A 21,421-nucleotide genomic window follows, 5' to 3' on the forward strand; every position below is an offset into this window, starting at 1 on the left:
CAAACTCAACTGCCGTCGGGGGTCCGTCAGTTACGCCCCCGCCCCGCACAGTTACGGACGTGCGGTGAACTGCCCGTCAGGGCGTTTGTGCAGCCAGCCGCGGTCGGCGAGCTTGGTCATCTTCGCCCGCAGAGGTTCCAGCTTGCCGCGCACCGAGGCGTCCATGCGGTTCAACACCCGCTCCGCGATCGCCAGTTCATCCCGCTCGGCCTGAACCTCCTGGAGTTGCTTGGCCAACTCCTTGGCAAGGGCGTCCAGTTCGCTCCGGCGGGCGGTGATCCACTGCCGCTCCTGCATCCCCCGCGCCCTCCCGCGTTCTCACGGCGTGTCGACCTGCTGACGGATCGTAGGCGGGGGCCGGTCGTGGGCGCAGCCGAACCCGGCATCCCGCCGGAGCCGGACCCGCCCGATGATCTACGCCATGGTCATCGGCCGCCGACCGGCACGAGTATCCAACTCGCCGTTCACACCAGACCTGTGACCTGCGACTTCACGATGCACACCGCTCAGTGGTCACGCGATTGTCCCGGCCGTGGACCGGGGTGGACGGGTCGGCTGGGAGTGTGCCGGTGCCGGCAGTTTTGGCTGTAGCCGGTCAGCTGTGGGTTTGGCGCGGAGCGGCGGTCAGTGTGAGGCTGCCGGGGAGTGCGGCGACGGCTTCACGGAAGCGGATGGCGAGTTCCTGTTTGGCCGGTGGCATGGTTGAGGTCGGTTCGCTGGTGTGTGCGGCTTGGTCCGCCCAGCCGGTGAGGGCGTAGCGGAATGCCACGATCAGCATGTCTGCGGCCAGGCGGGGACGAGGGTCGCCGTGGTCCTCGAGGCTGAATCTGCCGCGCAGGATCTCCAGCGCCGCCTGGGTGGTGCGTTCACAGAAGTGCAGGCCGTGCGCGTGCATGGACGGGGTCTGCTCGGCGAGCCGGAGGCTGAGCAGGGTCCGGTGTGCCCATTCCTCGTCTGCCACGCGGTCCACAGCGGAGAGGAGGGCGTCCCGCGCCAGCTCCAGTAGCGGACCGCCGTCGGGTCGGATGGTCTGTAGTTCCTCCAGAAAGGCCGTCCAGAAGTCCTGGAGGGGTGCCGTCGCGACGTCTTCCTTGCTGGTGAAGTTCCGGAAGAAAGTGCGTTTGGACACCTCCACCTGGTCGCAGAGCTCGTCCAGGGTGACGCTGCCGAATCCGCGCTGGGTGAACAGTTCGAGGGCTGTGTCGATCAGGGTCTGACGAGTGCGGCGGCTTCTTGCGTTCCCTCAGTGGTGTGCCGGCGGGAGCCCGTTTCAGGGACCCGTCCCGTCGGTGGCCGGTGGCGGGCGGGGTGGAGGGGCTGGCGATCACGCATCGAGTGTACCCCCGAAGCAAACGCCACTTGCATGCTTACGCCACTGAGTGGCATAACTTTCGGGTCACTCCTGGAAAGGTGAACCACATGCGTGCCCTGCTCGTCGACCACTCCGCTGCCTCAGGTCTCCGCCTAGGCGAGACCGCCGCCCCCGATCCGGCTCCCCACCAGGCCCTGATCCGGGTAACCGCGGCCTCGCTCAACTTCGGAGAGGTCACCCACGCCCTCTCCCAGGCACCGGATGGCACCGTCCTGGGCTGGGACGCCACCGGAGTGGTCGAACATGCGGCCGCCGACGGCTCCGGGCCGGCCGCCCGAACCCCGGTGCTCACCCTGGGCGCCAGCGGAGGCTGGGCCGAGTTCAGAGCAGTGGACACCGGCCTGCTCGGCGTCGCACCCGCCGACACTGACCCCGGAGCACTCAGCACCCTGCCAGTCACGGGAACCAGCGCCCTGCGCGCACTGCGCCGTATAGGCTCCCTGCCCGGCAAACGCATCCTCATCACCGGCTCCACCGGTGGCGTCGGGCAGTACGCAGTGCAGCTCGCACACCTCGGCGGCGCACACGTCATCGCCTCCACCGGCGACCCCGACACACACGGCGACCGCCTGCGCGCACTGGGCGCCGATGAGGTGATCCCGGGCCCGGAGCGCACCGGCACCCCCGTGGACGCCGTCGTGGACTGCGTCGGAGGCCCTCAACTGGTGCAGGCGTTCGGCAACCTGGCACCGCACGGCACGCTGGTCGCCGTCGGCGATGTCACGCTGCAGCCCGTACAGTTCCCGCCCGGCGCGTTCCTGGGCAACGACGGACGCCACGGACGCTCCATCGTCACCTTCCACCTCCAGGACGGCCCCCTCCCCGGCCCGGACCTGACCTGGCTCGCGGACCGCCTCGCAGCAAAGGACCTCACCCCGCACATATCCTGGCGTGGCACCTGGAACCAGGCCGACGAAGCCATCGCCGCCGTCCTGAGCCGCAGCCTCCGCGGCAAAGCCGTCCTGGATATCACGCCATAAACGACGATGGGCTCCCGATCGACGAGGTAAAGGAGCCTCTCGCGAGCCCCTCCCATATGTGATGGTTTTCCCGTCCGGGATCAGCGCAAGGTGGTGAGGGCCAAGCGGATCGGCTGTGACTGCCCCAGGATGCGGATGGGCTTGGGCTTGCCGACCGTTTTCGCCTGTTCGACGGGGTCATGCGCCGTGGCCGGGGCGGTGCTGGGACCGTGTGGGCATACCCAGGTCCACACTGCCTGTGGCGGCGGCCCGGTGGGCCTGGGTGCGCTTGCTGTGCAGGAACCTCAGGGTGAGGTCGAGTCCTTCGACCTCACCGCGCCAGCCTTCGTCGATCGCGCGTTGGCGGCGGGTCAGCAGGTCGGCCTCCAGTTCGTCGAGCCGGGGCAGCATCTTGGGGTTGATCGACAGCATCGGGCAGCGGATGCAGGCGTGCTCGTGCGCGCAGGGCGTGCCGTAAGGGCGTCCGCAGGAGCCGAGTTCGACCTTGCGCTTGTCGAAGTGCTCCTGGAAGTCACTCCATTCCTCGTCAGTGGGCCGGCGGTACTCCGTCGGGGGCCGCTTGGCCCGGCGGCGATCGAGGAATTCGGTGTAGTGGGCGATGACGTCCTCGTCGAAGACGGCGACGTAGCCGCGGGTGGTCTGGATATCGAGGTGGCCGAGCAATGCCGCGCCGATGTGGATGGGCAGACCGTTGTTGATCAGGTCGGTGGCGAACAGCCTCCGGAAGTCGTGCGGGGCGAAGCGGATCTCGGCGAATTCCGGGTGTGTAGGGATCAGGGCCTTGGCGGCGTTGAGGACGATCTGGCGTACTCCGCTGGTCGACAGCGCCCGCGGGGCGCCGCTTTGCACTCGCTGGAAGAGGTAGGGCAGCGGTTCGCACCAGGTGCGTTCGCTCTGGTCGTAGCGGGGGCAGACCGGGACGGTCCCGTGCTCCGCGCGGTGGCGGCGGATGATCTGCGCGGTGACGTGGAACAGCTCCGCGGACATCGGGATGACGCGCTCGCGGTCGCTCTTGGACGGGCTGACCACCAGCAGGGCGACGACCTCGCCGTTGGGGCGCTGGTATTGCCGGACGCTCAGGTGGGTCAGCTCGACAAGTTCCTCGCGACGCAGACCGGCCAGGCGGAGGGTCTCCACCACGGCCCATTGCCAGAAGGCGCTGTTCTCCTCGTGCGTCAGGCGTACCAGTTCGCCGGTGTCCCTGTTGATCACCCGGACCGGTTCGGAGCCGAGGAGTTCCGGCCGGCGAACGGTGGCCTTGCTGGAGGCGCGTTGCCAGGTGACGCCGTCGATGGTGAACTGCTCGCCGAGCCGGGCTTGTTTCGCCGCGTCCAGCACGGTGCGCAGGCGGTGCCATTCGGTGGTGACGTGCTCGGAAAGGATCGCCAGCAGCGGCTGGCGTTCGCGGGTGCGGTTGGCCATCCGCTCTTGCAGGCGGCGCCGGCGGATGTGGAACCAGCGCAGATCGGCGTCCCTGATCGGGCAGGGAGCCACCCAGCGTCCCCAGCGTTCGGGCTCGGCCGCCGACCAGGTCTGCAGGTCCAGGTAGAAGGCGCGGACGGCGAGGAAAGGGCTGTCGATGTGCTGGCGGGGCTTGCCGTCCTGACGGACGAGCAGTCGTTCCTTCCAGGCTTGGACGATCTCTTCGCTAAGCCGGAGGTCGGCCTGGTCCGGGTTGATCTCTTCGACGATCTTCCAGAAGTACCGGACCAGGTTGCGCACCAGGTTGTCCAGCGTGCCGTAGTCGACCTCGACGGCGCGGCGGCGGATGTAGTCGACCAGCAGGTCGCGGATCTCGCGGTTGCGCAGTTGGTGGCGGTCGACCAGGTCGTTGACGGACTGGCGGCCGCGGACCCTGGCGTCCTGCAAGGTCTGCGGAACCCAGGCCGGCAGGACACCCATGTCGCGCAGCAACGGCCAGGCGCCGGCGATCCCGCATCCGGGATGGGCGTTGGCGTAGTGCACCAGCGCGCCCGGGGTCAGGTCGGCCAGGCCGATCCTGTAGACGGTCAGGGCCCGGCACAGATGCCGGATAGCGCTCTTGCGCCCGTCGGCGCTGACCGGGTGCCGCTGCAGCCGGGTGCGAAACTCCTCCAGGAGCGGATCACGGCTGAGAGCCAGGAACTTCTCGGTGTACTGCGGAGCGTTAGTCGCCCGCAGGGCGTCCTCGGTCGGCTGGATCAGCCGCATGGCAAAGGCGATCCCGGCAGCCCGGGTGAGTCGACTGCGCCACTTGGGGTCGCCGCCGGCCAGATCGGCGACCGCCCGGCCGGGCTGGTTCAGACCGGCCGCCTCCCATCGCTCCTGCCAGCTCTGCCCCGGCTCGGCGGCCAGCAGGTGCAGCAGACGGCGCATGCCGTGCTTGTAGTCGGCCCGGGCGTTGCGGCTGACGTCGGCGAACTCTTCGGCGACCAGTGCGACGATCTGGTCGATCGCGGCCGACGACAACTCTCCGAGCGGCCGTGGCAGCCGGTCCGGGACCGGCGGCGGTTCCGGCACGATCTGGGTGAGCTGCCCGTCCGGCAGCGAAGTGGCGGGCTCGGCGGCATGGCGGCGGATCCGGTTCGAGGTCAGGTGCGGGCGCATGCTCGGCCCGACGGCGCTATCGGTCACCGAATACCGCCGCAATGTCGTCAGCGTCGTACGTCGCTGACCACCGAGCCGGCTCTGCGGGCCGCTGGTAGTACTCGGCGAGCTGATCGAGCAGGTCGTCCAGCCGCACTGCCGTGTAGAGGGCCGTGGTGCTGAGATGCGCGTGCCGCAAGATGGTCTGCACCTCCACCAGCGTCAGCGCCGGGTCACGCGCCATCCGAGTCGCAGCGGTATGCCGAAGATCGTGCAGCGTCCAGTTCGTGCCCAGCTGCTCGCCGGCGCGCTGAAGGATCCGGCGCGTCGCCCAGTAGCTCAACGGCCGGGGCTCGCCCCGCCGGGTGCGCCAGACGGGATCGCCACCCGCGGGCAGGCCCGCTTCCTCCAGGTAGCCGGCCAGGTAGGCCAGGGCCTCCGGGGAGACAGGGACCGTCTGCCGCAGCCGGGTCCCCTTGGAGATCACCCACAGCTGGCCCTTGGTCCATTCGACGTCCCCCAGCTGGACGCCCAACAGCTCCGAGGCACGGGCACCGGAAGAGACGTAGCAGGCCAGCAGGGCCCGGTCACGGATACAGCGCATCGCGGCGAACAGCTCCTCCCACTGCGAGTCGGGGATCGCCCGCGGCTGCCGGGCCGGGACCTTCGGCCGTAGCCGTGCCCGCCGATGCGGCCTGGCGGGCTCGATCGGCGACACGTGCGCCAAAGCCCGTCGGCGGGATCTGCTGTCCGGCACCGGGTTAACCACAGGACCCCGGCCGAAGTGCAGGTGGAAGGCATAGAAGCCGTGCACCACCGACAAGTTGTGCGCGATAGTGCGCGGCGCGTACCCGGACCCCAGGGCCGGCTTGCCGGTCTTCGGATTGACCGTCCCGGCCGCCAACCCATCCACGCGACGGCGCCGCCGCTGCGGGTTCGGCGCCGACCGCAGCCACCCCACCAGCGTGGCGGTCTCGGCCTCGGTGGCCTGCTCCCACCCGACATCGACCGCCCACAACAGCCGGAACCATCTCAGCAGATCGTGACCGTAGCTCCGACAGGTCAGCGGGCTCGCATCACCCAGCAGCAGATCCCGCAGGTACCGGCTCACCGGCTCGATCTCCCGACTCGCCCCATCGACCACCACGTACGGCAACGAGGGCGCGATGCCCTCGACTACCGCGCCGGCCCGCGGCAGATCCGCCCGGCCGTCCATCAAGTCCCGATGCGCACCAGTGAACTCAGCATTCCCAGACACAAGGACAGATGCTTCATGCCCGTGCCAACTGATCGCCACCGGATCCACCAGATAGTGCAGTCAACGGAGCAATGGGGCGGCCGTACGCCCAAGACCCTCGGCCGCGATCTCGAAGGGCGCACCTGGGATCAGATGCCCACCCGGGAAAGCGTCACCGCAAGCTGACCACACTGGCTTTGGTGAGACGGCCGGCAGGAATGATCACCTGGCCGTCTCCGTCCAGGTCCTGCACGGCCTTCTTCGCGTCGCGGGCACGCCACTGCGATGTCTCCAGCAGGAGCCACTGCCCCAGCTCTTCGAGGCTGACGGGCCCCTGGCTCAGCCGCTGCTGGACGAGGGCCAGCAGCTCGGGGTCGATCACTTCGCCGTCATCGAACAGGGAAACCTGCCCGAGTGCGACAGCGTTGCGCACGCGCGGGTCCCGGAAGCGCATGCCGTCGCTCTTGTCGACCCGCCACATGGCGTCCTTCATCACCTCCACCCCACGCGGGTGCTTGGTCCCGTAGACCAGATACAGCGGCTGTCCTGTCCTTGGCACGACCTCGAACTGCAGGCGGTACTCGAAGCCGACCCGCTGTAAAGCGGCCCGGTAGCTGTCCAACCAGGCCCGCCACATTTCTTCGCTGTCCCGGGCCGCGGCCACATGCGTCCAGTACTCCCGGCCGCCGAACACGCCGTCGACGATGTCCTCGTTGAGTTCCTTGCGCCGGCTGAACCAGTTCGGCCCGAAGGTAACGATGACCTCGCTGGCCGGGTTCGCCGCGACACGGGCCATCACGGACAAGGGAGTGTTGACGTTGCCCCAGCTGTCGAAGACCCCCAGGATCGGGTGACCCCAGGCATTCAGCTCAGTCAGCAGCCGTTCGCTGTCGTGGCCCGCCTCTCCGCAGCGCACCTCCACCCGCACGGGCAGTTGGTCCAGCGGACCGAAGTTCTCATACAGTTCCTTCACCAAGTGCTCGTACGTTGCACGGTCTTTCTCGATGAAGATCAGCTGCACCCGTTCCCGGGACAAGCCCATCCTGTCCACGTGGTTGTGGTTCAGAAGCCCCCGCAGGTTGAACACGGGGGAGCCTTCTTCGCCCGTCTCGTAGCGGCCCGGCCCTGCGAAGGCATCAAGGAACGTCACCTTCGGCCAGCTGCCGCCGGAGCGGGGACTGGGCTGGAGAAGGATTGGCCACCACGCGTCGAAGTAGTGCTTGTACAACCGGTGTTTGGCTCCCGTTGCCGGTTCCAGCGGCCACAGAACACCCATTCCGACCCCCCCTCGGACAGCAGAATGTTGCACAGATTGTCCGCTGAGTAACTACGCGGCGCCAGAACGCGTTCCAGACGGGCATCTGAAGTACGAGCGCCTGGGGCCGCGGCCGTCAACGTAGGCGGCCGTGCTGATGGGGCTCGTTGATTGAAAACTTTCAAATAGCGCCATCAGCCTGGACGTCGACCCGCTCCCGCGTACGGCACCAAGCTGCGCTGGAGCGCACCGAAGCTGATCACGGCGGCCAACGAGACAGTGCAGGGCGCGAGCATCCGCACCCTGCACGTCCTGGCGCCCCCCGCCGGGAAGACCTGCCCTGCCACGGCGGCCGCCGACCCGGACCCGCAGCCGGCCGCGGACCAGTGCGCACCCAGGAAACCGCCTCCGACGGCTACCACCAGGCGCTCGCCGAACACCAGGCAGCCCGGCCCGATGGGTGGCCAGTTTCCTCCTCTTGCGGCGGGGCGTGCGCATACCAGCAGGTCGACGGCGGGCAGAACTCCTCTTCACCGTGACAGCCGCGAGGGGGCCGGATGTCTTTGGACTGGGCGACGACCGTGACCACGATCGGCGGCGTGGCAGCCGCACTTATCGGCGTGCTGGCTGGCTCGCTGCTCACGAGCCGGGCCAACCGAATGCACTGGTCCCGCGACAAGCAGATCGACGCGTGTGCCTCCATCGTCGCCGAGTCGACCCGTATCCAGCTCGCCCTGCGCCGGGCCTGGCGTCACGACGAACCCGTGGACTGGGTCCCCTGGAATGTGGCCCTGGGAACGATCTGGCTGGTCGGCAGCCCGGCCGTTGTCGCTGCCGCCGCGACCATGGACCAGGTCTTCTGGGACCACAGCGAGCAGTTCATCCAGCAGACCGCCACCAGCGAGACGGCCTGGAAAGAAGCCAGGGACCGCATGGAAGCCGCACGGCTGGACTTCATCAACGCGGCCCGACTGCACGTCGATCCCCGACACAACCCGCTCAGCCAGGTGCCCGTCAGCAGGCCTCCCCTGCCCCACGCCGCTGGACCCACGCAAGGCCTTCCGCCGACCGGGCACGCCGCGCCGGACAGGTCCAGGGGGACGTAGAGGCCCGGGGCGGCGTCCGGTTGCTGTGCTCGCTCGGCGAGGGCGGCCTGCAGGCCGAGCAGCCAGTCCCGGGCGATGTCGGTGTCGAGTTCGGCGGTGACGGTTCTGGCCGCAAGGGGTGCACCTCGGACGATGTGTTGGACCTCGGATGCCCCCTCACTCGCGTACGCGGGCCCGCGGCGCCGGCCGAGCGCTGCGGACCCGTCTACTCAGGTGCGCGCCTCAGCGACAGCCGCGCGGAACTCCTGCGTCATCAGCGCGACCGAGCCGCGCTGGACGGGAGCCTCACCCGACTCGGCCGACACCCCGGCCACCGCGGCACTCATCCGCTCGTACATCGCCGCGTCGACCACGGCCCGGTACGCCTCGGGGACCTCCCGGCGGTCCTGAATGGCGACCATCGTGCCGAAGCGAGTGCCGATCCACCCGATCGTCTCGACCTTCCAGTCGAGCTGCCGGGCAGCCTTGCGCATCGCGGCCCTGATCAGCTCCACCCCGCCCAGGCCGACGGCCTCCTCGTCGTCCAAGTTGACCTGGTACGAGCCGCCATAGCCGCCGGCCCCCTCGGGACAGGCACGGCGCAGCAACGGGACCATGGCCTCGGCCATGGCGATGCAGCGCGGGTCCTTCGTGTAGGAAGCCATCAGCGTCATCGTAGAACCGCCCGGGCGTCACGGGACGCCGTTCTGCGGGTGCTCACTCGAAGGGGACCGCACCTACTCCGAGGGCGGGCGCGCGCACCAGCACATGCGCATCGCGCACCCCACGCGAGTCGACGATCACCTGCTGCGTTCGCTGAAGACTTGAAGGGGCACCCGCTGTCGTCCAACGGCCGCTGCCCCTCTCTCCTTGCCCGAACGCCTTCGGCCGGGGCCGGGCCCGCTGGTACCGTCGCTCGTATGGACCAGAACGGATCCCAGGTGCCGCCCTTCGAGCCGGAGGAGTACGCGCGCGTCGCGGCAGCCGCCGACATCGTCGGCAAGTCCCCCCAGGACTTCGTACGCGACGCGGCGCTCAAAGCTGCCGAGGACCCGTTCCTCAAGGCCCTCGGCCGGACCCGCGACCGCGTCCCGCAGCTCTCCGAGGTCTTCGCCACCTAGGACACCCGCGCCGCCGACACCAGCACGACCGAGTGGCCCGACCCCGCGCCCATGGGCAGCCGCGACCTGCACGAGTTCCCGCAGCACGGCCACGCCGCGTGACCCGGTTCCTCACCCCACAAGAGCTCCTGCAGATCGCGCAGACCCTCCCGGGCGACCCGGCCTGTCTCGACCTGGGTGTGTTGGACGCCGTCTGCGCCCGGGTCCAGGCCCACTACATGGGCCGCGACGTGTACGCGAGCGACTGGCTCAAGGCCGCGGCCATGCTGGAGACGATCGCGCTGCACGAGCCCCTGGAGGCGAAGAACGAGTTCTTCGCCTGGCTGGCCGCTGAGACGTTCCTCAACACCAACGGCGTCACCTTGGACTACGAGCCGGAGGAAGCCCTCGCGCTCGTCATGCGCGCCAAGCACAAGGGCGCCCGCGCTCAAGAGGTCGCCGCGCAGCTGCGCGCCTGGTCCACCGGCTGACGCCCCCGCCAGAACCCCGTCTATCCGTCCCCGTCGGCGGGCACCTCGAGCGTGATGGCCTGCTCGTTGGCCGCCTTCTCCGCCGCACTCAGCCCACCGGGACCGCGGCTCCTGGCTACCTGCAGGGGAATGCCAGGCACTGCGGGGCTCTCAAGCAGGGATGGCTGTAACCTCCGGCTCGGTCTGCCCCACCTTCCGGGCGTCCAGGTACCGCTCGGCCCGCGGCCGCGCCGGTCACCAGCAGCGATGATGCCCTGGCGGTAGGTGCGGTCGACGACATAGCCGACGGCGAAGACCCGGGCACGCTTGTACGCGTCGGGGGAGAGGCGAACTTACGCTCAGGGGCCAACCACCCGCCGGCCGCGTCACCAACCTCGCTACCCGACCAATACACCACAGTAAGCCGGGTCCAGTCGGTTCTGGGCGGTCAACCGGTCCGTGGTGGCGGGGGACAGAGTGAACGGGGCGGTGAGCACACCGCGGGCGAACAGGTCCTCGAGCATCGCCCGGCGCTCTCGGTAGGGCCGGGCCACGACTTCGGTCCCGGCGATCTCCAGGATGTAGGACACAGATCAGGTAGGCGGGCAGCTCCTCGGCGGCTGTAATTGCCAGCCTTCACCCGGTGTCCAGCTACTGCCGGAAGAGGTGGACGCGAGGCCGTCCACGAACTGACTTAGCGTGCCGCGCATTTCGTCCCAGCCGGGATACCGCTCCAGCTGGGGCGAGCCACGCTGCAGGGCGTCAAGTCCTTCCTTCCATGGCACGCGCGGCTCGGTGCCGCCATCGTCCTGGCCGTAGAAGCGGTAGGGGACTGGGATGCGCTCCATGCCCATCGCGGCGAGGTTCCAGTTGTTATCGACGGCCTCCCGCATTTGGTCGGCGTCAATGTGGCAGGTCTTGAGTATGAAGTAGGCGTCGTAGACGTCCTTGTAGCGGTGCCACGGGCCCGTCGGTGTCTTGCGCAGACCTCTGGGCTTGCCGGTGAGCAGCACTAGCTTGTCGGCGAGCTGATTGACGACTGGGTTGAGCAACGGCTGAAAGGGAGTGAACCCGGGGATGTCGATCGCGGTGACCGGCCGCTGCGCACGATCCGGGCCTCCTGTGACGGCGACCTTGGCGGGCGGCTTGATGTCGATCTCAATAGGGATTGGGTCGTCCACTGGCGGGGTGCGCCGTGGCCCGTAGCGGGGGTCGACGGGCTGCGCGGTGACAATGCCCATGACCTGTCCGTTGGGGAAGATGTTCAGCTCGCCGACGGTGTAGCGCACCAAGCCGCCCAGCCCGATGCCATGTGGTGTGCCTGTGTGGTCCGGGGGTGCGCCTACACGGCGGACAGCGCCTTCGACAACCTCTCGGTAGCGGGACGCGGCGACAACCGGATCCGAGTCAGTGACTGCGGTGGCGCTCAGGTCCAAATCGAAGGCGCTGCGCGGCATGACATACGGCTGTGGGATGTCGGAGATCTCCGGCACCCGAAAGTCGTCTGGCCAGCTGACATCGGCCGCAGGTCGGGTCGGCAGCGCCAGGGATCCGATCAGCAGCCAGCTGTGTTCGGCATCAATGGTGAGGCGATGGGCCAGATCCGACATCAGCACTTGCTGGAGGGCGCGCCGCACGTCGAACTCTTGGTAGGGCGCCCCGGATTCGATCATTTGCCGGAAGTCCTGCCAGTGCGGAAAGGCATCGCGGAACGGGCTGCCGATGTGTCCGGATGATTCAGCTTCTCCGAAATCGGCCATCTCTCATCGCTCCCTAGCTGGCGATGCTCTCCGTGCCGTCCACCCCGGCCAGCAGCGCGTCCAAGTACTCGGTCCCGCTGCCGGTCTGACCGCGCACAGTCATCGCCCGGTGCAGTCCTTGGGCGAGGTCCTCTTCGGTAGCCGCCCCTTGGCGTAGGAAAGTGGTGGCGATTCGCCCCAGATGCTCGAAGTCGGCGCCCGCAGCCAGATCAGCAAGAGTGCGCCCGGGCGTGGTGACCGGCAGGCCAGTCCTCTCAGTCACTTCGTCGGCGGCCAACTGGGTCTGGTGCACTATGACATTCAGACGGGTCGGCTCCACCCCGGCCGTATCGGGCACGATAAACTCCGCCTCCGGGCCGGGAAGGTTGCCCACTCCATACACGCGCAACGCGGCCCCATGAGAGGCAACCCCCGAAGCTGGGATGGGACGCTCCCAGGCTGGCTGTTCGGGATGCAGCAGAAGCCAGTGGGCGTACAGCCGGGGAAAGGGGTGCCGTGCTCCGCCGCGCAACCGCCACACGTCGGGAAGAACCTGCTCGATGACGTGCTCGACCACGAGGCCCTTCCGGTATAGCTCGTCCGCCCCGACGCTGTCCGCCTGAGCAGCCGTAATCATCCCGGATTGGCCCTCTGCGAGGTCGCTGAGAAGCCCGAGTGTCTTCATCATCATCAGCCTAAGAGATCTGTTCGAATGCCGCCTGGTCAAATGTCGGCAGCTGATAGGCATAGTGCCATGACGCATTGGAAAGACGACCGGATCGGGTCCGCCGAGCGGGGCGAGAACCCGACCGTCCTGACTCGTATGCATACCGGGTGGGCGGTGATCGGCGACACTCAGTACCTGCCTGGCTACTGTCTGCTGCTATATGCGGGCGAGGCCAACCACCTGACCGACCTGCCGCGAGACGAGCGGACCCAATTCCTCCACGATCTTTCTCTACTAGGTGAAGCCGTAGAAGAGGTGTGCCGCAAGCACGACCCAGAGGGATTCCGGCGCCTGAACTACGAGGTACTCGGCAATTCCTGGGACCACCTTCACGGGCACATCCATCCCCGCTACCACTGGGAGTCGGAGGAATTCCGGCACGGATCGGTCTGGAGGTATGGACCCCAGCGGCTTGCATCCGGCTGCGCTCTCGGCCCGCGGCATGACATGCTCCGAAACGCCATTATTCGGGCACTGGCCAGCATCCTCGACGAAACTCCCGCTCCATAGATCGGCTGGCGGTGCCCCGCGTCTCGGGATGGTGAGAGATATCACGTGGGGCGTCACGGTCGGGCCACCCGGTAAGCGGGGCGATGGTTGCGTAGCTGCCTCCTCGGCTAGGAGTGCGCTGGTGGGCCCCCGACCACGTGGCGGCTCTGACGATCCTCACCCTCGCCGGCAGCCTCGCGTCCGCCGTCTTGGCACCCCTGACCGCTCTGCTCGCCGACCACCTGTCCTGGCGACATACCTATCTCGCAGTCGCCGGCATTCCTCGGCGCCGTCACCATTCCCACCCACGCCCTGGCGCCGCGTTGTAGCGCTCGCCCGCAGCCGAGCCGCCGCTGCCCAGCCGTCCGCAACACCGGCCGGGCTGAGCATAGGCTCCGTCCGGTGGAGACGTTCTGGATCACCGCAGCGGCGGTCCTGTGGGGTGCCGGCACCGGCCTGCTCATACCGCGCGCCGCGTACCGGCTTTCCGTGCCGCCCGACGAGCCGTGGCGGGCAGCGTGTCCTGCCGGACACCCCTTCGCCGGTGCCGCAAACGGATGGCTGGGTCGCGCCCACTGCGCCGACGGCGACTCGTACGGCCCCAGCATGCCCATCCTCGCCGCCGTCACAGCCGCGGTCTGCGCCGTCCTGGCGGTCGCCGGCGATGCGCGCCCGGAGCTGGGGGTTTGGCTGATGCTCGTTCCGATCGGCGTGCTGCTCGCCACCGTGGACTTCACGGTGGAATGGTTGCCCGACGTCGTCACCCTGCCTCTCGCCGTGATCACGCTGTCCCTGCTCGGCGTGGCAGCGCTGCTGCCCGGCACCGACGGCAGCTGGAAGACCGCGCTGCTCGGTTCCCTCGCACTCGGTACCTTCTGCTCCTGGTGTTCCTGATCAGCCCCACGGCGTTCGGCTTCGGAGATGTGAAACTCGCCCTGCCCCTCGGCGCCGTCACTGGCTGGCACGGTTGGGACATCCTCATCGCCGGCACCTTCGCGGGGTTCCTGCTCTTCGCGCTGTACGGCGGATGTTCCCTGAGACCACGGTCTGCCGTACGCCTGCGGCGTTGAGCGAGTCGAGGGCCGCGGCCGCGGCCGGCAGAGCGTGGCCACGCTCCCGGAGCTCGGCGGCGCGCCACAGGTGCGCGGCGGTGAGGGCGGGCGAACCGCTCGAAGTCCGCACGGTCCGTGGCCAGGCCGTGGAGTTTCGCCGTCTCACGGCGATCACCGGCTCCGTGATGCCGTCAATCCGTGCCTGCTGACGCATGGGCTGCCCAGTGGTCTGCAAGAACGCGGCGGCCGACAGCTCGCGGCCCACACCGCGCATGTCGATCAGAGTGTGGTCGACGTCCCACAGGACCAGTCCGGCCATTCAGAGCCTCCTCAACTACCCAGCCGTCACTGGGTCACAGCGTGTCACTCGAAGGTGGACGGATCGTAGGTGCGGGCCCGGTCCCAGCCTCTACGCTGACGGTACGAGGACGGCCCGGGAAGGGGGGCGACGGATATGACGTCGACTCCGCAGTCCGTGGGCCGCAAGATCCGGCGTTACCGGCAAGAGAAGGGCGACCGGCCGGTCGCCGCGGTCGCCGGGCTGTACGGACATACCACGGCGTGGGTGGCCATCGGGAAGCAGTTGTGCGTCGGGTGATCGAAGAATCGAAGGTCCTTTGACGCCATGACAGGCTTTTTCACGGCTCGTCCGTGGTGATCGAAGCGGGTGTCGGTGCCTCGTCCGTCGTCTGCGACCCGACACCGATCCGTCGACGTGGTAGGTGACAGTGCAACGCCCTGCGCCCCTTGCTTCCGCCTCGTCGGCTGCGTAAGCGACGACTTCGAGGATCAGGTGCTGCGTACCACTCGGTGCAAAGGTGGCCCAATCGTGCCGGACGCGCGTGAGGTGGTGGACGTCCACGGTGCTTGCCCAGTCGTGCGTCGTGTTGCGCCACGGAACCGTTGATCTGTCCATTCAGGAAGCATCCCAACCACGCAGGCAGGTTCCAGATGCCCGGCCAGTTCTACCGGCCAGCAGGTCAGCGGGTGTGTGGTGGCCCCGGAGGCCTGACTCGCCGCGCGGTTCTGGTAATTACTGCATTCTTAGCGGTCAGTGCGGAGTCCAGGTTTCTGGCTGATCCAGTCTTCGTGGCGATGGTTACAGCGCGTGATGCGAAGTCGGCGGCGGCATCGAGGGCGCCGTCGGCGGCGTAGATGCGAGCGCTCGTAGTCAGCACTTCGGCCGAGCCGCGCACACTCGTTGTCGGCCAGTCGCTGCGTGCGTCGTCGATTGCGGTCCGACCCTTGCGTACGAACGATGGGTCTGCGGTGGCCAGTTGGACCATGGCGTGGCCGGTCCACTTGCTCAGCTCAGCTGCACTCAGATAGCCGATGTAGGGAGGTTTCTCGCCGTCGTCTGCACGTTCCAGCAGGGCCCACGCGGTACCGAGATCGGCCTGTGCGGCCCGGCCGTCACCGAGACAGGCATGGTGGTAGGCGCGGACGGCGCTCAGCCAGGACCGCACGGCGGGGTGGGCCCGGGTGCCCGCCAGATGGAGGGCCCGGCCAGAGAAGACGAGGGCCCGGTCAAGGTGACCCAGGTCGGCCACGACGCGGCTCATTTGGCCGACGAGGTTGGCGCACGAGGAGACATCGCCGGCTTCCTGGGCATGCTCGGCGGCCTCGCGGTAGTGCGTGGTGGCGAGTTCTGCCGCGCCCAGGTCGTAGGTGAGGAAGCCGACGAACCCGCCGGTGTCGGCGGCGAGAGCGGCGATGCGTTTTCGTTCCGAGGCGGTGGCCGCAGTTGCGTGCCAACCAACGACCTGACGGTGGTGATCGACGGCGTGACGGTAGACAGCCTGTGCACCGCGTAAGTTGTCCAGCCGGCCGTGGACCGCCCGTAAGTCCCTGTGCGCGGCCAGCAGGTCGCCGCTGTCCGCGTCCGCGGTGTCATCCACGCCGAGGCTGGTGGCCAGGGCGGCAGCTGCAGCACCCGTGCTCTTGAGGAAGTCTCTGCGCCACACGTCGTCCCACCATTCCCGCAGGGGACCATCCACGGCGCTGTCCGGAGCCCCGGGGGATGCCCGCTTGATTGCGCACCGTCGTTCCGCTTCGGCTAACGACACTAGTGTGCCGCCTGCCCCAAGTGCGCTGTCTAGAGCGCTCGCCATCCGAGCACTGGGTATCCGGCGCCCGATTTCGAGATCTCCGATGATGCTCTTGCTGCAACTGGCCCGCAGGGCCAGGGCGCGCAGAGACAACTCCCCTCGAAGACGCCGCAGTTCTGCTGCGAAGGTCGCCTGATCGGGCTCCGGCATCGCTACCTCCAACGTTGTGGTCATCGGGTGTCCGCACCGCTCGTGCGGACAGGACCGTACCGCGATGACCAGCACACACTGCCGCGCTGCGGAGGGGGAGCCCTGTGACAGGGGTTGCGGACAACTGCGGACACCGGACCCCTATCTTCGCCCCTTGCAACGCAGCCACGATGGGCATCACGGGCCCTGAGCGTAGGGACAAGCCACCGGCCTAGCCGACGAGTCGGTGCGCGGCATCCCTGACGCTTGCCCGGCTTCCAAACGGTCCAAAAGGAGGGCACAGCCATGCCCAAGATCGCGCTGTCCGGAAAGCCCGGCGCGGGCAAGAGCACGCTTGCCCAGATGCTTGCCGAGGAATGGGAACAGGCGTGCGTGAAGTCGCTGACGGCGAAGCGCGGAGCGCCGCTGTATGAGCGGCATTCCATCGTGTACGCGACAGCCGGGGTCCTGTTGCTGGCCGGCGGCGTCCAGGACGGCCGTCTGGGCAGTGAGCTGCGGCGCTGGAAGGGAGCCGACTGGAGTCACGCGTTCCTCGGCCACATCCGCCCCGCCCGCGGAGAGAGCCGATGACCGGGAGCAACCCGCCCCTCATGCTCGGGTCCGCGGTTCACCACGGTGTCGCTGGCACCCGCGGCTTCGTCGTGGCCCCGGTGCGACACCTGCCCACCCGGGTGGGGCCGCCTGCCGGCGGGCCCCACATCCTGATCGCCCGCGACCTGACACCCGCAGACACAGCGGCACTGGACCTCACAGAGATCGCCGCGTTCTGCACGAGCGCCGGAGGCCCCACCTCCCACGCCGTGCAGGTTGCCTACAGTCTGGGCATCCCCACCGTGGTTGCTGCTGGGGACGGCGTACTGGCCGTCCCGGAGGGGCAGATGTGCGCCCTCGACGGCGGCACCGGCACCCTCTACGCCGGATTGGCGGGCAGTGGCCTGGACGCCGCGACCGCCTACCGGGACCGCGCCCTCGCACAGGCCCGAGTCCGCGCCGCCGGCGCCGGGGACGTACCGGTCACGCTGACCGGAACGATCACGCGAGCGTCTCAGGCTGCCGAGCTGCGCGCGGCCGGTGCCCACGGCATCGGTCTGTTCGCCACCGAGCTGCTGTTCCTCGGCCGCGAACAGGACGTCGCCGACGAGGAACAGCACTACCGGGCCTACCGTGCGATCGCCCGTGCTGTCCCAGACGCGCCCGTGACGCTGCGCATGCTGGACATCGGCGGCGACAAGGACATGCCGGCGCTGAACCTGCCCCGCGAGGACAACTCTTTCCTCGGGATGCGGGGCCTGCGCCTGAGTCTGCGCCGGCCTGACCTGTTCCTGCCGCAACTGCGGGCGGCCTACCGTGCCGCACGCGACGACGGGGCCCGCTTCCGCCTGATGTTCCCGATGGTGACCCACGTCGAGGAGTTCACCCAGGCCGCGCAGACGGCACGGGAGGTCCAAGCCGAGCTGGCGGCCCCCAGCCTCCCCCTGGGAGTGATGGTCGAGGTCCCGGCCTGCGCCCTGGCCGTCGACCGGTTCGTCGAGCACGTCGACTTCCTCAGCATCGGCACGAACGACCTCGCCCAGTACCTCTTGGCGACCTCACGCACGAATGCGGCCCTCGCCCACGACATCGATCCCTTGCACGTCGCCGTCACCCGCACCGTGCGGTCGGTGGCCAAGACCGGCGCCGCCAACGGCGTTGCCGTGTCCGCGTGCGGGGGGCTGGCCGGCGACCCCGTGGGCGCCGTCGTCCTGGCGTCCCTGGGCGTAACCGCCCTCACGGTCGCCGTTCCCTACCTCCCGGACGTGCGCGACGCACTGTGCCGGGCCGACGCATCCAGCCTGCGCACGATCCGCGACCACGCGCTCGACACCGGCGGCAGCCGGCATCTGCGGAGTCTGGTCACCTCGCTGCTCGGCCTCTGAGCAGACCGGCCACTTCCCGCCCCGCTCACCCGCCGTCACCGCAAGACGGTCCCGAAAGCGAGACACCGTGTCTTCACGCCCACTGCAACCGGTCAGCATCCTGCTGGTCGGCGGCTGCGGCCACTGGGCCGCGGCCGAGAACCACTTACCCGCCATCCTCACCCTCAAAGAGCACGGCTACCCCGTCCGCGTGGCCGCCATCTGCGACCCTCGTGACCCCTACGACCAGGCACTCCTGGGGCACATGCCCTCCCTCCACTCCGTCGTGACGCAGGACCGCCCCGTGTGGGTCAAGCCCCAGCCGGGTGAGCCGACCGAAGCACTGGAGCGTCGCCTGCAGCAGGCCCACCGCGAGGACCACTTCGACGTGGTCGTCGTGGCCTGCGACCCCGTCGCCCACTTCCCCTACCTGAAGTGGGCGACGGACCAGGGCATCCACGTTCTGTGTGACAAGCCGATCATCTGCGTCGAGGACGCCGCCTTCAACCCCGACCGTGCCGCCGAGATCCGCCGCCGGTTCGACGCACTGCTCCGCACCCACCGCGCGCAGCCCGACCAACTCTTCGCGGTGCCCCTGCGGCGACGCGCCAACGAAGCCTTCGTGCGCGCCGGCGCACTGATCCGGGACCTCCACGACACCCACAAGCAGTCCCTGACCATGGGTCATATCGACGTCTCAGGCGGCCACTTCCGCCTGCCCGAGGAGTACGCGCTGGGCAACGCGCACGGCTACACGCACGGCGTGGGTGCGCTCGCCTTCTCCAGCTACCACTACCTCGACGAAATGACCCGCTACCTCCTGCTCGCCCGCGGCCAGATCACCGGCCTGCGCCTGACCCTGCAGTACGTCCGCCGCGTCGGCGACCAACTGGCGAGCGGACTCAACGACGTCCTCGGCGCGCTCCTGCGGCCCCTTTCCGAGGCTGAGCTCCCCGACGTGGAACTCAGCGACCGCATCGCCCTGGCCGAGATGGACTTCGCCTTCACCGTGGAGCTGCTCAACTCCCAACAGCAGTCCCTCGGAGTCCTCACCTACAGCTTCACCTCCAACTCCTGCTCCAACCGCAGCGTGGGCGTGCTGGCCCGCGACGCCAAGAACACGATCGCCTACCGGGAGAAGGGGCGGATGTCGCAATACGTCATGGACCTGCACCAGGGCAACCTCCAGCACCTGCGCCTGACCAAGAACGACGCGGTCGGCGAGGCCTACCGGATCCGCCTGGAGCACCGACGCAACCCGCTCGTCGGCGGCACAGGACGACTGGAGACCGTCTACGAAAACGCCCACGACAACAGCGCCGTCACCCCCCAGGACATCACCGCGGCCTTCATCACGATGGCCGCCGGCGGCACCCCGGAACAGAACGTCACCGACAAGATCGCCTTCCTCGACGGACAGGCCCTCACCCACCGGGTGTTCGCCGCCATGTACGAGCTGATCGCGGCCCACCACCACGACGCGCGCCCCTGCCCGTCGGTCCTCGTCGAAATGCCCTGAGCGCGGCCCATCCCGCAGACAAAGGAGCCACCTTGCACCCCCAAGGCGCCGTGGACCACGGCATCCTCTTCTACCCCCGCGGTGGATCGTCCCTGGTCGTGAAGTACCTGACGGAACAGCTCCGCGCCGCAGGACGCCCCGCCCGGGTCTTTGCAGGATCACTCGGCACAGCCGGGGCCTACTCGCACGCGTGGTCCTTCTACGATCCGGCCCATCTGATCGCCTCCGACTACAGTCCCGCTGTCGCCGCCCACACCGCCGGCCGGGACCCCCTGAAGGAACCCGTTCCCCTGCACCCCTCCTACGAAGACCGTGGCGACGTGCCGGACCGGCTCTTCGCCGCCGTGTCACCCCGCACCAAGACACTCATCGAGGACTACTGGACGAGGCAGTTCGCCGCACACGACGCCGGCACGGGCGGCCTGCTCCACCTGCACCACCTCACACCGCAGTACGCCGCCGCCCGCCGCCTCGACCGCACCGTCGTGACAACCCTGCACGGCACCGAACTGAAGTTCCTCGACGCGGCCCAGCGCCGCATACGCCTGGCCGCCGCCCACGGCCTGACCGTCGCCGAACTTGGTCACCGCTTCCGGACGAACCCGCGCGCACTGCTGTCCCTCATCGGTCACCGCGACGAGACGGCCGCGCGCGACGCCGAGCAGCTGCTCCGCGACCGATGGGACACCTGGACGCATGCCGGCTTCTGGACCGGGACCCTGCGGGAACACGCCCACAGCAGCGAGCGCATCATCGTCATCTCTGAGCAGGACCACATCCTCGCGCAGAGACTCCTCCACCTCCCCGACCAGCGGCTCGAAATCATTCCGAACGGGGTCGACACCACCCGCTTCAGGCCCGGCCCCACCCTCACCGACACCGAGAAACGCACCCTCCTGTGCCGCTGGCTGGTGCAGGACCCGCAGGGGTGGCTTCCCCACCACGGCCCCGGCACCATCGCCTACGCGCAGTCCGACATCGACCGCATGCTCCGCGACAGCGACGGCCGACGACGCCCCCTGCTGCTGTGGATGGGCCGCTTCCTGCGCTTCAAGCACCTGGACCTGCTCCTGCACAGCTTCGCTGCCCTCCGGCAGAGCGCACCCGTCCGCCCCGCCCTCCTCGTTCTGGGCGGCTACCCCGGCGAGTGGGAGGGCGAGCACCCGCACACCCTGGCCAGCCGCCTGGGCATCACCGACGACGTGTACTTCGCCGGATGGCGCCCCCACAGCGACCTGGCCGACGGCCTGAGGGCATGCGACCTGTTCACGGCCCCCTCCGTGGACGAACCCTTCGGGCTGGTCTACCTGGAGGCGATGGCCTGCAAAACCCCCGTCGTCGCCTCGGCCAGCGGCGGCCCCCTCAGCTTCGTCCGACCCGGCGGGCCCCGGCCCACCGGGTGGCTACCCGCCCCCGGCAACACCGACGACCTGCACGCCACGCTGCTGAACGCCCTCACCCACCCTGAGGAGATAGCCCGCCGGGGACGCAACGCCCGTGACTTCGTCGTCCAGCACTACAGCTGGTCCACCATCGCCGACCGGTATGCGCAGATGTACGACCGCGTCCAGACAAGCGCCCCCGCATAAAGACCACGGCCCCCGTGCAGTTGTGGAGCGCCGCGGATGAAGCGAGACGGACATCTGGACAGGCACGGAAAGCCCACGAATACCAACGA

Annotated in this window: 22 protein-coding genes and 1 pseudogene; 11 read left to right on the top strand and 12 right to left on the bottom strand. The window is 68.7% G+C overall.

Annotated features, from left to right (window positions below; all coding sequences use genetic code 11):
- Nucleotides 1-51: 51 nt before the first annotated feature.
- The 3 genes and pseudogenes from QFZ76_RS51145 to QFZ76_RS51155 all read right to left on the bottom strand — a co-directional run.
- Nucleotides 52-297, bottom strand: a complete 246-nt coding sequence (locus tag QFZ76_RS51145) for a hypothetical protein (RefSeq protein WP_307680601.1) — start codon at nucleotides 295-297, stop codon at nucleotides 52-54.
- A 298-nt stretch (nucleotides 298-595) separates the two neighbouring features.
- Complete coding sequence (locus tag QFZ76_RS51150; protein ID WP_307680602.1) at nucleotides 596-1,129, bottom strand: TetR/AcrR family transcriptional regulator; 534 nt, start codon at nucleotides 1,127-1,129, stop codon at nucleotides 596-598.
- A 9-nt stretch (nucleotides 1,130-1,138) separates the two neighbouring features.
- A pseudogene (locus QFZ76_RS51155) lies at nucleotides 1,139-1,210 on the bottom strand (TetR/AcrR family transcriptional regulator); the annotation flags it as partial.
- Between the two features lie 209 nt (nucleotides 1,211-1,419).
- Between QFZ76_RS51155 and QFZ76_RS51160 the strand changes: the two are divergent.
- A complete protein-coding gene (locus QFZ76_RS51160; protein WP_307680603.1) occupies nucleotides 1,420-2,352 on the top strand; it encodes a zinc-binding dehydrogenase in 933 nt (310 codons plus the stop codon).
- Nucleotides 2,353-2,529: 177 nt separating this feature from the next.
- Here QFZ76_RS51160 and QFZ76_RS51165 read toward each other — a convergent pair whose 3' ends face one another.
- The 3 genes from QFZ76_RS51165 to QFZ76_RS51175 all read right to left on the bottom strand — a co-directional run bounded on the left by QFZ76_RS51165 (nucleotide 2,530) and on the right by QFZ76_RS51175 (nucleotide 7,382).
- Nucleotides 2,530-4,965 carry a site-specific integrase gene (locus QFZ76_RS51165; RefSeq protein ID WP_307680604.1) on the bottom strand — a complete coding sequence of 812 codons (2,436 nt, stop codon included), beginning with the start codon at nucleotides 4,963-4,965 and terminating at the stop codon, nucleotides 2,530-2,532.
- Complete coding sequence (locus QFZ76_RS51170; RefSeq protein ID WP_307680606.1) at nucleotides 4,955-6,133, bottom strand: tyrosine-type recombinase/integrase; 1,179 nt, start codon at nucleotides 6,131-6,133, stop codon at nucleotides 4,955-4,957. The genes QFZ76_RS51165 and QFZ76_RS51170 overlap by 11 nt, the downstream gene beginning before the upstream one ends.
- Before the next feature lie 193 nt (nucleotides 6,134-6,326).
- Nucleotides 6,327-7,382, bottom strand: coding sequence for a three-Cys-motif partner protein TcmP (locus tag QFZ76_RS51175; RefSeq protein WP_373464604.1), 1,056 nt, complete (start codon nucleotides 7,380-7,382; stop codon nucleotides 6,327-6,329).
- Nucleotides 7,383-8,008: 626 nt separating this feature from the next.
- Here QFZ76_RS51175 and QFZ76_RS51180 point away from each other — a divergent pair.
- Entirely contained in the window at nucleotides 8,009-8,515 is a 507-nt protein-coding gene (locus QFZ76_RS51180) for a hypothetical protein (protein ID WP_307680608.1), read from the top strand.
- A gap of 209 nt (nucleotides 8,516-8,724) precedes the next feature.
- Here the strand turns inward: QFZ76_RS51180 and QFZ76_RS51185 are convergent, their stop codons facing one another.
- Entirely contained in the window at nucleotides 8,725-9,159 is a 435-nt protein-coding gene (locus QFZ76_RS51185) for a hypothetical protein (RefSeq protein WP_307680609.1), read from the bottom strand.
- Between the two features lie 255 nt (nucleotides 9,160-9,414).
- Here QFZ76_RS51185 and QFZ76_RS51190 point away from each other — a divergent pair, with 255 nt between their 5' ends.
- Both QFZ76_RS51190 and QFZ76_RS51195 read left to right on the top strand, forming a co-directional pair.
- Nucleotides 9,415-9,615 carry a hypothetical protein gene (locus QFZ76_RS51190; RefSeq protein WP_307680610.1) on the top strand — a complete coding sequence of 67 codons (201 nt, stop codon included), beginning with the start codon at nucleotides 9,415-9,417 and terminating at the stop codon, nucleotides 9,613-9,615.
- 98 nt (nucleotides 9,616-9,713) lie between these two features.
- Complete coding sequence (locus QFZ76_RS51195) at nucleotides 9,714-10,085, top strand: type II toxin-antitoxin system death-on-curing family toxin (RefSeq protein WP_307680611.1); 372 nt, start codon at nucleotides 9,714-9,716, stop codon at nucleotides 10,083-10,085.
- A 377-nt stretch (nucleotides 10,086-10,462) separates the two neighbouring features.
- On the opposite strand, the gene QFZ76_RS51200 is transcribed toward QFZ76_RS51195, so the two are convergent.
- Genes QFZ76_RS51200 through QFZ76_RS51210 form a run of 3 tightly spaced genes read right to left on the bottom strand, consistent with a single transcriptional unit; the run spans nucleotide 10,463 to nucleotide 12,494 of the window.
- Nucleotides 10,463-10,654 (bottom strand): hypothetical protein, encoded by a 192-nt coding sequence (locus tag QFZ76_RS51200; RefSeq protein WP_307680612.1) that lies wholly within the window; start codon nucleotides 10,652-10,654, stop codon nucleotides 10,463-10,465.
- Between the two features lie 3 nt (nucleotides 10,655-10,657).
- Entirely contained in the window at nucleotides 10,658-11,824 is a 1,167-nt protein-coding gene (locus QFZ76_RS51205) for a hypothetical protein (protein WP_307680613.1), read from the bottom strand.
- 13 nt (nucleotides 11,825-11,837) lie between these two features.
- The gene (locus QFZ76_RS51210; protein ID WP_307680614.1) at nucleotides 11,838-12,494 is read right to left on the bottom strand and encodes a hypothetical protein; all 657 of its coding nucleotides are present in this window, start codon (nucleotides 12,492-12,494) and stop codon (nucleotides 11,838-11,840) included.
- Nucleotides 12,495-12,557: 63 nt separating this feature from the next.
- On the opposite strand from QFZ76_RS51210, the gene QFZ76_RS51215 reads away from it, so the two are divergent.
- Together QFZ76_RS51215 and QFZ76_RS51225 are read left to right on the top strand one after the other, a co-directional pair.
- On the top strand, nucleotides 12,558-13,040 hold the full coding sequence (locus QFZ76_RS51215) for an HIT family protein (protein ID WP_307680615.1): 483 nt from the start codon (nucleotides 12,558-12,560) through the stop codon (nucleotides 13,038-13,040).
- Nucleotides 13,041-13,421: 381 nt separating this feature from the next.
- Complete coding sequence (locus tag QFZ76_RS51225; RefSeq protein ID WP_373464605.1) at nucleotides 13,422-13,913, top strand: hypothetical protein; 492 nt, start codon at nucleotides 13,422-13,424, stop codon at nucleotides 13,911-13,913.
- A gap of 84 nt (nucleotides 13,914-13,997) precedes the next feature.
- Here QFZ76_RS51225 and QFZ76_RS51230 read toward each other — a convergent pair whose 3' ends face one another.
- The gene (locus QFZ76_RS51230) at nucleotides 13,998-14,390 is read right to left on the bottom strand and encodes a haloacid dehalogenase-like hydrolase (protein ID WP_307680616.1); all 393 of its coding nucleotides are present in this window, start codon (nucleotides 14,388-14,390) and stop codon (nucleotides 13,998-14,000) included.
- Nucleotides 14,391-14,525: 135 nt separating this feature from the next.
- Between QFZ76_RS51230 and QFZ76_RS51235 the strand changes: the two genes are divergently transcribed.
- Nucleotides 14,526-14,669 carry a hypothetical protein gene (locus tag QFZ76_RS51235; RefSeq protein ID WP_307680617.1) on the top strand — a complete coding sequence of 48 codons (144 nt, stop codon included), beginning with the start codon at nucleotides 14,526-14,528 and terminating at the stop codon, nucleotides 14,667-14,669.
- Between the two features lie 382 nt (nucleotides 14,670-15,051).
- On the opposite strand, the gene QFZ76_RS51240 is transcribed toward QFZ76_RS51235, so the two are convergent.
- On the bottom strand, nucleotides 15,052-16,329 hold the full coding sequence (locus QFZ76_RS51240; RefSeq protein ID WP_307680618.1) for a helix-turn-helix transcriptional regulator: 1,278 nt from the start codon (nucleotides 16,327-16,329) through the stop codon (nucleotides 15,052-15,054).
- 285 nt (nucleotides 16,330-16,614) lie between these two features.
- Here QFZ76_RS51240 and QFZ76_RS51245 point away from each other — a divergent pair, with 285 nt between their 5' ends.
- The 4 genes from QFZ76_RS51245 (at nucleotide 16,615) to QFZ76_RS51260 (ending at nucleotide 21,332) form a co-directional block, all read left to right on the top strand.
- Nucleotides 16,615-16,899: a hypothetical protein gene (locus QFZ76_RS51245; RefSeq protein ID WP_307680619.1), complete on the top strand. Its 285-nt coding sequence runs from the start codon at nucleotides 16,615-16,617 to the stop codon at nucleotides 16,897-16,899.
- Nucleotides 16,896-18,245 carry a putative PEP-binding protein gene (locus tag QFZ76_RS51250; RefSeq protein ID WP_307680620.1) on the top strand — a complete coding sequence of 450 codons (1,350 nt, stop codon included), beginning with the start codon at nucleotides 16,896-16,898 and terminating at the stop codon, nucleotides 18,243-18,245. Before QFZ76_RS51245 ends, QFZ76_RS51250 begins: the two co-directional genes overlap by 4 nt.
- A 67-nt stretch (nucleotides 18,246-18,312) precedes the next feature.
- A complete protein-coding gene (locus QFZ76_RS51255) occupies nucleotides 18,313-19,743 on the top strand; it encodes a Gfo/Idh/MocA family oxidoreductase (RefSeq protein WP_307680621.1) in 1,431 nt (476 codons plus the stop codon).
- A 32-nt stretch (nucleotides 19,744-19,775) separates the two neighbouring features.
- Nucleotides 19,776-21,332, top strand: a complete 1,557-nt coding sequence (locus QFZ76_RS51260; protein ID WP_307680622.1) for a glycosyltransferase family 4 protein — start codon at nucleotides 19,776-19,778, stop codon at nucleotides 21,330-21,332.
- Nucleotides 21,333-21,421: the final 89 nt, after the last annotated feature.

This window comes from Streptomyces sp. V4I2, assembly GCF_030817655.1.
Taxonomy (GTDB): Bacteria; Actinomycetota; Actinomycetes; order Streptomycetales; family Streptomycetaceae; genus Streptomyces; species Streptomyces plumbiresistens.